This window comes from Haloarchaeobius amylolyticus, assembly GCF_042678045.1.
GTDB classification, from domain to species: Archaea; Halobacteriota; Halobacteria; order Halobacteriales; family Natrialbaceae; genus Natrinema; species Natrinema amylolyticus_A.
This window is the reverse complement of sequence record NZ_JBHUDI010000001.1, coordinates 398-9,909: the sequence shown is the minus strand read 5'-3', so window position 1 is coordinate 9,909 and position 9,512 is coordinate 398. Positions and strand designations below refer to the sequence as shown.

The following is a 9,512-nucleotide window of genomic DNA, read 5'->3' as shown; positions in this document are numbered from 1 at the left end:
TCTGCTGTCCCGAGTGACCGGTGCACCCGCAGGGCGGTGGCGGTCCCACCGGCACTGACTGACAGGAGTCCGTATGAGCTGCGTTAGCGATCGTACTCGAGGTCTCGATCGTCGGTTCGCTCTTGGTCCTGTTTTCGAGCCCACTCCTGTGCCTCTTCGAGCGTCTCCGTATCTAACAGTCGCTCGAGTTTCCGCTCGAACTGCTCGTCGGTCAACTCGCCGGCGGCGTAGCGCTCGCGAAGCGTCTCGAGTGCGTCGCGCGCGTCGGTCGCGGAACCCGTATTCGCCGTTTCGGGTTCCGTCTCCGTCTCGCTCGTGCTCACGTAGTCGTCGGCCCACTCGCGGCGATCGTCCTCGTCGCCGAACAGGATCGCGACCAGCGGGACGACAGCGACGTAGCCGACGAGCAACGCCGCGAGCCACCAGTCCTGCCCGGTGAACATCGCACCGAGCCAGAACGCCGTCACGAGCATCGACGTGATCCCGGTGGCGTTCTCGCGCAGCCGCGTCCACGGCCCGTCTTCGGTCCCGCTGCGATCGACTCGCCCGCTCCCGTTCATACGTGTCAATTCTATTGGGGTCGGGAAGAGGTTGGTGGCCCGAGCTGCCGACCCGATCTTAGCTGAAACTCGTCGCTGAATCCCGATCGCCGGTCGTCAGTTCCGCGAGATGTTCGTCACGAAGCGCTTCGATCGTAACGTCCCCGTTGTCGAGGGCATCGATGTACTCGAGCAACTGGTCGGATGCGAGTAAATCCGGGACTGCGACGTAGGTCGCACCGCGTTCCAGCCACTCCCTCGCCCGTGCGGGCGATCGAGACCGCAAAATAACGTCGGCCTCGACGTCGAGCGTCATGATCCACTCGGATGTCGGTGGATAATCGGCCGTCGAGACGATGAGCATCGCGTCCGACGCGTTCGCCTTTTCCCAGGAGTGATCGGCAAGTGCGTCTCCCCGAACGTAGTTCTCACACTCCATTCGGACGTCGTCCCACAGGAGTGGGTCGTTCTCGATGACGACATACTCGCGATCGTAGCGCTCGCAGGTATCGACGACGTGTTGACCCTGCCGACCGTACCCGACGATGATCACGTGATCGCGAAGTGCCTCATCGACATCGCTTCGCTGGTCGACCTTGATCGTCTGTCGATCTTCCATCAAGCTGCTGAATAGTTCCTCGTACAACGATTGCTCGTATCTCCGTATCGGGGACACGAGGACCATCGTCACCGCCGCCGCAATGATGATCCCGTCGAACAGCACCTCGTCGATCGTCGCGATCAGGAGCGCCTCGATCACGAGAATCAACGACATTTCGCTCATCTGGTTAGTACTCGTCCCGACCAGATGCACTGTCCTGGCGTCGTACCCCTCGTAGAGCAACGCCAGCATCGTAATGAAGGGATTGACGACGACGACGAGACCGATCAGCGCAACCGAGATGCCGATCACCTCGAGGGTCGGCACCGAAACGAGCGCGCCGACGGTCACGAAGAAGATCGCGACGAAGAAGTCCCTGATCGACTGGATCCCGTTGAACACCTCGAGTGCGTCCGTCCCGTCTCGTCGGACCGCGATTCCGGCAGCGAAGGCCCCGATGACGATCGAAATCCCGGTGAACTCGGCGGCGGCGAGGAACGCGAAGAGTATCGAGAGACACCCCATCAAGATGAGCTCGGCGGAACCGTCGGCCAGGCGAACGAGCAGATTGAACCCGTATCGGTAGACGAACAGCGCGACGACGAGGAGGATCACGCCGTAGCCGATGTTCGCCGCGATCGCGTCTGGGGTATAGGAGTCCGCCGAAATCACGAGCAACAGGACGACAGCGACGAGATCGTCGAACAGGTGAACCGACGAGGCCAGCCGATCGTGGACGAGGCTCGGTCCGGCGGTCCGTTCGAGCAGTTCCCGACCGACGAGCGTCGAACTGAGCGTACCGGCGGCCGCGAAGTACGTCGCGTTGAGCGGATCGAACCCGAACAGGGACGCGACGACGAACCCGATTGGCCCGACGATCGCGAGCTGTGCCATCACAGCCAGCTCGCTGTCCCGGAACACGGCCTGGATCGCCCGGAAATCGATGCGCGTCCCGAAGACGAACACGAGAAACGCGATCCCCCACTGTGCGAGGTCGAGGACGGCCAGCTGGTCGACGACCGGTCCGACGACGATCCCGGCGAGAATATAAAACGGGATCGTCGAGAGCGACAGGTAATTCGCGATCAACAGCATCACGCCGGCAGCCATGAAGACCATCGCCAGCGTCGTCACCATCTCAGCCATCGGTCTCACCTCCGGAGTCGGCGAGTACAGCCGCCCTGTCTCGGTTCATCGCCTGGTGTTCGACCCGTTCGAGATCCGTCCGGATCGTCTCGAGGAACCGGTCCCGATCCTCGAAGTAGTCGGCGAGGTGCGTCGACACCTTTTCGGCGGTTAGGTTGGTACTCATGACGACGTAATCCGCGCCCTGTTTGTAGAGGCGGACGGCATCTTCATCCCGCTCGGCTTCGACGAAGACCGTCGCGTCCGGTGCCGACTCCGCGATCACCATCTCGTTGACGTCGACCTCGACGCTCGAGCTGATGACGAACGCCGCCTTCTTGAGTTTCGCCGCTTTGCGAACCTTGCCGTGACGGAAGTCGCCGAAAACGAACTCGTAGGTCCCCTCGGCTCTGAGCTGCTCGATGTGTTCGGTCTTCCGGTCGATCACGACGACCTCCTCGTAGGCCTCGCCGAGGTGTGGGAGCACTCGCTCCGTGATGGGATCGTATCCGATCACGACCGCATGTCCCTCGTATGTCCGGGACTCGCCGTCCCGGCCGTCCTCACTCCAGACCGCCCGTAACCACGGTCGAGCGCGCTCGTAGAGCTGGTGATTGTACTTGACGGCGTAGACGGAGACGGCCATCGTGATCACGGCGACCAGACTGAGGAATCCGAGGACCGCCTCGTCGATGAACCCGCCTGCGAGTGCGACGGCACCGAACACGAGCGCGAACTCGCTCACCTGAATCATGTGGGCGCTCCCGAGGAACGTCGTCTCGAGGCTGAATTCCTGCCAGTCGATGAGAACGAAGAAGATCACGAACTTGACGGGAATCAACACGACCGCGGCGAGCACCGCTTCCTGCCAGTAGGCGACGAGTTCGGACGCCTCGAGCTGGAGGCCGATCGAGACGAAAAAGATCAGGATGAACAGATCAGTCAGTGGAGTGATACGGTCCTGCAGCTCCGTGCTGTAGGGAAGCTGTGCGATAGCCACGCCGGCGAGGAACGCGCCTATCTCGATGGAGAGGTCGAGCTCTAGCGAGACGAAGACGAACAGGAACGCCCAGGCGAGCGAGACCAGGAAGAAGACCTCCTTGTCGTTCGCGATCCGTCTGAACACTGCCGGCAACAGGTAGCGAGATGCGGCGATGGCGACGGCTCCGATCACACCGATCAATGCGAGGATGGTGACCAGCGTGACCGTGACCTCGGTTACGCTCTCGGGTTGCCCAGTCGAGAGCAGCGCGAGCAACACGACGACGACGATGTCCTGGACGAGCAACACCCCGATGTCGATCTTGCCGGGGAGCGTCGTCGCCTCGTCTTTGTCGGTCAGCATCTTGATGACGACCGCGGTCGAGCTGTACATCACCGCGAGCCCGATCAGCAGGGCCTGCCAGGTCGGAAAGCCCAACAGCAACGCCGTGCCCATTCCGGCCAGACACACGAGCGCCATCTGCGGCAGGGCAATTTTGACGATCGACGGGAGGATGTGCCTGATGTCTTCGATCCGCATCTTGACACCGAGCAGGAACAGGAGAAACGCGAGTCCGAGTTCGGCCATCGATTCCGTGAGCTCGCTCGGCGTCACGACGCCGAGAACCGGCGGGCCGAGCAGTAGTCCCGTCAGGATGTACGCGATAATGGTCGGCTGGCCGCTCTGTCGGGCGAGCAGCCCGACGCCAGTCGCAGCGATGATAATAAGGGCGAGATCTGCTGCGAGTGCGGAGTCGACAGCCATCTATGGCTGTTTCGGACGCGAGGTCTCTGTGCGGTTCCCGAGGAGCGTGGTGTTGGTGCCCTCTCGAGCGTCGACTGCAAGGTTGAATCGGACCGCACCACTGGGTTCGACCCTGCAGTTCAGGCTTGCGATGCCACTAGTCCACACGCCTCGTCGATGTCGAATGATACGCTCAGCTCTCACGGTTCGATTCAGTCTCTGGTTCGTCGGGGCCACCTTTTACGGTTCTGTTACGTGGTCCCGTTTCTGTTCTAGATCTAGACCGCTCACCAGCGACGGGCGTCCGAGATCGGACGATACTACCGCTCACCACGTGAGCGGACGATGGAGAAGACGGGTCTTACGCGAGCGTCTCGCCGAGCGCCTCGAGTGCGGCGTCACGAACGGCATCGCGTTCGCCGGGCAGGAACTCGACGTGGCCGTCGGCACCGCCGACGACGCTGACGCCGCCGTTTGGCACGGCTTCGGCGATCGCGTCGCCGAGGTCGCGGACGTTCACGTCTTCGGTCGCGCGGACGTGGAGTTCGTCGTCGCCGACGCCGAGCGTGACGTAGGGCGCGTCCGACTGGTCGCGCTCGCTGCGGTGGAGCGCATCCAGCAGCAGGATCGTCGTCGGGAAGTTGTACCGGTGGGTGAACGCGTCCGTGTCGAGGACGGAGACGGTGACGCCGTCGACGTCTTCCACGGTGAGGTTCTCGCGAGCCGTCTCGAGTTCGGTCTCGAGCTTGTCGCGGAACTGCTCGGAGACGTGGGCAGCGAGGTCGCCGTTCCGGGGTCGATCCGTGTCCTCGCCGTCGCCGAACAGCAGGTCGATGATGAGCTCGCGTTTGTCCTTGTAGGACTGGTAGTAGGCCTCGAGGGCGACGGCTTCGCGGCGTTCGGAGACGCCGGTCTCGTCGTAGCCGGCCTCGCTGGCGAGCTCGAGGTATTCCTCGGGGGTGTCCTCCCAGTAGCTGACCGCAGGGAGGTGTTCCAAGTCGGCGCGGACGTCGTCGTTGACGTGAGCGGCGACGTTGGTCGCCAGCGCGGTCGAGGTGACGTCGGACACGTCAGCGCCAGCAAGCGACGGGGCGACGGCAACCGAGACGGCGTCGGTGATCTCGTCGTCGGCACGGCTGTCGTCGATCACGAGCGCCTCGGCGTCGTACAGCGAGAGCAGGTCGTAGCCGTCGACGGATTCGACGGTCGAGCCGGCGTCGACCAGCACGACCAGCGGGAGTTGCTCGCCGTGGCGGTCGCGGGCCTCGAGCATCGAGGTGACGTCGTTGGTCGCGGCGTCCATGTCGTAGACGCGGCCGTCGAGCGGGCGACGCTCGAAGTAGTGGTACTCCGCGTCCTCGCGGGTGTGTTTCTCGCGGATCAGCGGAAGGACGGCGCGTTCGATGGCGGCGCCGGCGACGTAGCCGTCGGCGGTCGCGCCGTGGCGGACGACGACCGGGCGGGCCTCCATGACGGCCCGGCGGATCGCGGTCGCCGCGTCGGCGATCCCGTCTTCGACGGCTGCGACTGCGTCGTGGTCGGCCAGCGGCGCGACGTCGTCCGGTCGAGCCTCGCGCTCGAGCGCGCTCTCGAGGCGGTCGACGACGGTTTCGCGGGCTTCGCCCTCGAGGATATCGAGGGACTCGGTCTCGATCTGCAGGTCGCCGTTGTGGCGTTCGACCTCGCCTTCGAGGGCGACGATGTCCTCGAGTTCGACGGCGGGGTAGGCGCGAACGCCAGCTTCCTTGAAGGCCGCACACTCGACGGTGGCGGTTTCGTCGCGCAGTTCGAAGACCGTTGGGCCGCTGGTCTGGCGGACGCCGGTAATCTCGCCCTCGAGGCGGACGACGCTGCCGACCTGGTTTTCGATGGCGTCAACGGTGGTTCGCTTGAGCGCGGGTTCTTCCTTCTCCTCGGCTTCGGTCTCAGCGGCGTCGTCGGTCGTCGGCGTCGACGCGGCAGCGGCCTCGGTCGCGACGGAGCCGCTACTCGAGACGGCGCCGGCGGGTTCAGCGGCTGCGGGCTCGGTCTCGTCGGCGCCAGCCTGCAACTCGCCGGCGGCTGGCGACTCGTCGTCGGTCGACTCGGGTTCACCCTCGTCGGTGGCCTCCGCCGCAGTGTCGTCTTCGCTCTCGTCTTCGAACTCTTCGGGACGGTACTCGCCGTCGGCGGTCTCGATCAGGTGGCCGCGGAACTCGCGTTCGCGCTGGCGGATCGACCAGCCGAGGTCGACGTTGCCGTTGTCCCGCACGTCGAGCACCTGGACGAAGACATCGTCGCCCGGTTCCCAGTCGAGACTTTCGAGTCGCTGGTCGAGTTCGCTTCTGTGCAACAGGCCGGTGACGTGATCTCCGATGTCGATGAAGACACCGAAGTCGGCGTAGCCGTCGACGGTCCCCCGGTAGTAACGACCGGGCGTGAGCTGCGAGGGAGACGTGCCGCGAAATTCGAAAACAGCATCCTCCTCGTGACTCTCGCAGATCTCGCCGTCAACGGGTGTGCCGCAGATGATACAGTTACCCATCTATTCGGACCAAGCGGTTTCGCCCTAAAACGGTTGTCGAAATGCGTTCGCGTCACGAAACGCTATCAGAGCCGCGACACAGCGTCGCCGTCAGTCGAAAACGGCCGACTCGTCCTCGAGCGCTTCGATATCGTCCACGATTTTCTGAACGTCCTCCGGGAACAGCGAGATCTGGATCTCGTTGTCGTCGTCGTCCTCGAAGACGAGCTTGACGCGCTTGTCGCCGAACGCCCTGGCTTCGGCGGAGTCGACGTCGAACATCTTGGCCGTTACTGCCTTGTTGTTTGGACCGACGTTCTTGATCGCGCCATCGTTGAGCTCTACCATGAACTCCTCGAGCGTGAGTGCGAGCATAGTCGCCGTACGGACCACGGGTACAAAACCACACGGCATCGCCACTGGACGATGCGAGCCGCGTCGCCCCCTCCCACTTTTATGGTGGGTTCGCACGAACACATCAACTGCTATGGAACTTACCTGGCACGGCCACTCGACGTGGCACGTTACCGTTGGCGAGACGGAACTGTTGATCGATCCGTTCTTCGACAACCCGAAGACCGACCTCGAGCCGGCCGACGTCGACGCGCCCGATTACGTGCTGTTGACACACGGCCACGCCGACCACATCGCCGACGCCGGGGCGTTTTCGGAGGCGACGCTGGTCGCGACGCCGGAACTGACCTCCTACTGCCAGGAGGAGTTCGGCTTCGAGGACGCCGTCGGCGGGATGGGGATGAACCTCGGCGGCACCGTCGAGTGTGGCGACGCCTACGTCACGATGGTCCGAGCCGACCACACCAACGGGATCATGACCGAAAACGACGCGAGCGGCGGGATGCCCGCCGGCTTCGTCGTCTCCGATACGAAGCCCACGCAGGTCGCAGACGAGGAAGCGACGACGTTCTACCATGCGGGCGATACCAGTCTCATGACCGAGATGCGCGAGGTCATCGGTCCGTATCTCGAGCCCGACGCCGCCGCGGTGCCGATCGGCGACCACTTCACGATGGGACCGTGGCAGGCCGCCGTCGCCGTCGACTGGCTCGACGTCGACCACGCCTTCCCGCAGCACTACGATACGTTCCCGCCGATCGAACAGGACCCCGATGACTTCGCTAGGGAAGTGCGCGCGACCGGCGGCATCGCCGAGGTCCACACGCTCGCAGCCGACGAGCCGTTCGAACTCGAGCCCTGACACGCCGCCGCGTCCGTTCGATCTCCTGTTTTTGTTCGGCAGATCGAATCGTCGTCCCTGTGAGAACAACGTTTACAGCACCGGCTGTGGACGTCTCGAGTGCTATGGCGAAAACAGTCACCACCGTCTCCGAGGAAGGGTACAGCGCCACGAACGAGATCCGCGAGTTCGAGACGACGATCGACGCCAACGGCGAGGACGCCCCGGACACGCTCGAGGCCCTGCTGGCGGCGTATGGCTCCTGTTACGTGCCGGCGCTGCGTGTCGGCGGCCAACAACGCGATGCCGGCGATCTCGGCAAGATCGAGATCGATGTCACGGGCGAGCTCAACGACGACGACAAACTCGAGTCGATCGCCTTCGATATCAGCGTCGCGGCCGACGTCGACGACGACACCGGTGAGGAAGTCATCGAGCGCGCCTTCGAACTCTGCAAGGTCCACGACGCGCTGAAAGACAGTCTGCACGCCGACGCGAGTTTCGAGGGCAACGCGTTCTAAGCGGCGGTTTCCGGGCCTGCCGATACCTCCATCCCGCCACAGCCGTGACAACCAGTTGTCCGGGGCGGTCCGAACACACATCCCTGCCGAGCGCGTCGAGCCGATACACGAATGCGCCGAGAACTCCTGGTCGTTGCCGTCGCGGGACTGCTCGTCTTCGCGGGTTGTAGCAGTGCGATCGATGGCAGCGACGACCCCGAACAGGAGCGGCCAGTCGACGTCAGCGGCAGCCTCGAGGTCCACCACATCGACGTGGGGCAGGCGGACTCGACGCTCGTGGTCACCCCGTCGAACGAGACGATCCTGATCGATACGGGCGACTACCGCGACGACGGACAGGACGTCATCGACTACCTCGAGACCCACGACGTCGACCGGATCGATCACCTGATCACGACCCACGGCCACGCCGACCACATCGGCGGCCATCCGGCGATCATCGAGCATCTCGAAGAAGCGGGTGACGGGGTCGGCGCGATCTACGACTCCGGCGTGCCCCATCCGACCGCGACTTACGAGCGCTATCTCGACGCCGTCGAGCGGTACAACGTCTCGTTCTACGAGGTCGCCGCGGGTGATCGCCTGCCGCTGGCCGACGACAGTCTCGAGGCGACCGTCCTGAACCCACCCGACGGCGACACGAGTGGCGACGTTGACACCAACGGCATCGTTCTCTCGCTCGCCTTCGGCGACTTCTCGTATCTGACGACCGGCGATCTCGACGCCAGTGGGGAACGGCGACTCGTCGAGGCGTACGGCGACGATCTCGCGGCCGACGCCTATCAGGCGGGCCATCACGGCTCGTCGACCTCCTCGAACGCGCCGTTTCTCGACCGGGTCGATCCCGACATCGCAGTCGTCTCGAGTCCGCTCGACTCCGGCTACGGTCATCCACACGACGAGGTGCTCGCAGCCTTCGCCAGCCGCGGGATCGAGACCTACTGGACCGGTGTCCACGGCGATATCGTCGTGACGACCACTGGGACGGCCGTTTCGGTCGAGACGGAACGGAACGCCTCGACGGACCCGGCGACGCTACTCGAGCGCAAACACGCCGTCCAATCGGCGCTCGTCTCTCCGCTGGCGGCCAGTGTATACGCCGAGCGTGGCCTCCTGCCGCCCGACAGCGGTCAGGCATCGGTTGCTGGTGCTGTCGCCCATACTGTGGAGGGAGCGCGATGAGCGAGACCTACACTGCCGTCCTCGATCGCATCGTCGACGGGGAGACGGCGGTGCTCCTGCTCGAGGCCGACGGCGACGTCGTCGACGACCTCCTCGTTGCGGTCGAGACGCTGCCGGCGG

8 protein-coding genes and 1 pseudogene are annotated in these 9,512 nt (G+C 64.2%); 4 read left to right on the top strand and 5 right to left on the bottom strand.

Annotated elements, in window-relative coordinates; all coding sequences use genetic code 11:
* Nucleotides 1-83: 83 nt before the first annotated feature.
* The 5 genes from ACFR99_RS00050 to ACFR99_RS00030 all read right to left on the bottom strand — a co-directional run bounded on the left by ACFR99_RS00050 (nt 84) and on the right by ACFR99_RS00030 (nt 6,869).
* Nucleotides 84-560 (bottom strand): SHOCT domain-containing protein, encoded by a 477-nt coding sequence (locus ACFR99_RS00050; RefSeq protein ID WP_390283080.1) that lies wholly within the window; start codon nt 558-560, stop codon nt 84-86.
* A 58-nt stretch (nt 561-618) separates the two neighbouring features.
* On the bottom strand, nt 619-2,286 hold the full coding sequence (locus ACFR99_RS00045; RefSeq protein ID WP_390283079.1) for a cation:proton antiporter domain-containing protein: 1,668 nt from the start codon (nt 2,284-2,286) through the stop codon (nt 619-621).
* The gene (locus ACFR99_RS00040) at nt 2,279-4,012 is read right to left on the bottom strand and encodes a cation:proton antiporter domain-containing protein (RefSeq protein ID WP_390283077.1); all 1,734 of its coding nucleotides are present in this window, start codon (nt 4,010-4,012) and stop codon (nt 2,279-2,281) included. The genes ACFR99_RS00045 and ACFR99_RS00040 overlap by 8 nt, the downstream gene beginning before the upstream one ends.
* A gap of 340 nt (nt 4,013-4,352) precedes the next feature.
* Nucleotides 4,353-6,515, bottom strand: coding sequence for a DHH family phosphoesterase (locus ACFR99_RS00035; protein ID WP_390283075.1), 2,163 nt, complete (start codon nt 6,513-6,515; stop codon nt 4,353-4,355).
* A 90-nt stretch (nt 6,516-6,605) separates the two neighbouring features.
* The gene (locus ACFR99_RS00030; protein ID WP_390283073.1) at nt 6,606-6,869 is read right to left on the bottom strand and encodes a hypothetical protein; all 264 of its coding nucleotides are present in this window, start codon (nt 6,867-6,869) and stop codon (nt 6,606-6,608) included.
* Nucleotides 6,870-6,981: 112 nt separating this feature from the next.
* Between ACFR99_RS00030 and ACFR99_RS00025 the strand changes: the two genes are divergently transcribed.
* From ACFR99_RS00025 to ACFR99_RS00010, 4 genes and pseudogenes are all read left to right on the top strand, one after another.
* Nucleotides 6,982-7,710, top strand: a complete 729-nt coding sequence (locus ACFR99_RS00025) for a metal-dependent hydrolase (RefSeq protein ID WP_390283071.1) — start codon at nt 6,982-6,984, stop codon at nt 7,708-7,710.
* Nucleotides 7,711-7,814: 104 nt separating this feature from the next.
* On the top strand, nt 7,815-8,210 hold the full coding sequence (locus ACFR99_RS00020) for an OsmC family protein (RefSeq protein ID WP_390283069.1): 396 nt from the start codon (nt 7,815-7,817) through the stop codon (nt 8,208-8,210).
* Nucleotides 8,211-8,321: 111 nt separating this feature from the next.
* A complete protein-coding gene (locus ACFR99_RS00015) occupies nt 8,322-9,392 on the top strand; it encodes a ComEC/Rec2 family competence protein (protein WP_390283067.1) in 1,071 nt (356 codons plus the stop codon).
* Nucleotides 9,389-9,512 (top strand): annotated as a pseudogene (locus ACFR99_RS00010) (DUF3006 domain-containing protein); the annotation flags it as partial. The gene ACFR99_RS00015 and the pseudogene ACFR99_RS00010, both read left to right, overlap by 4 nt.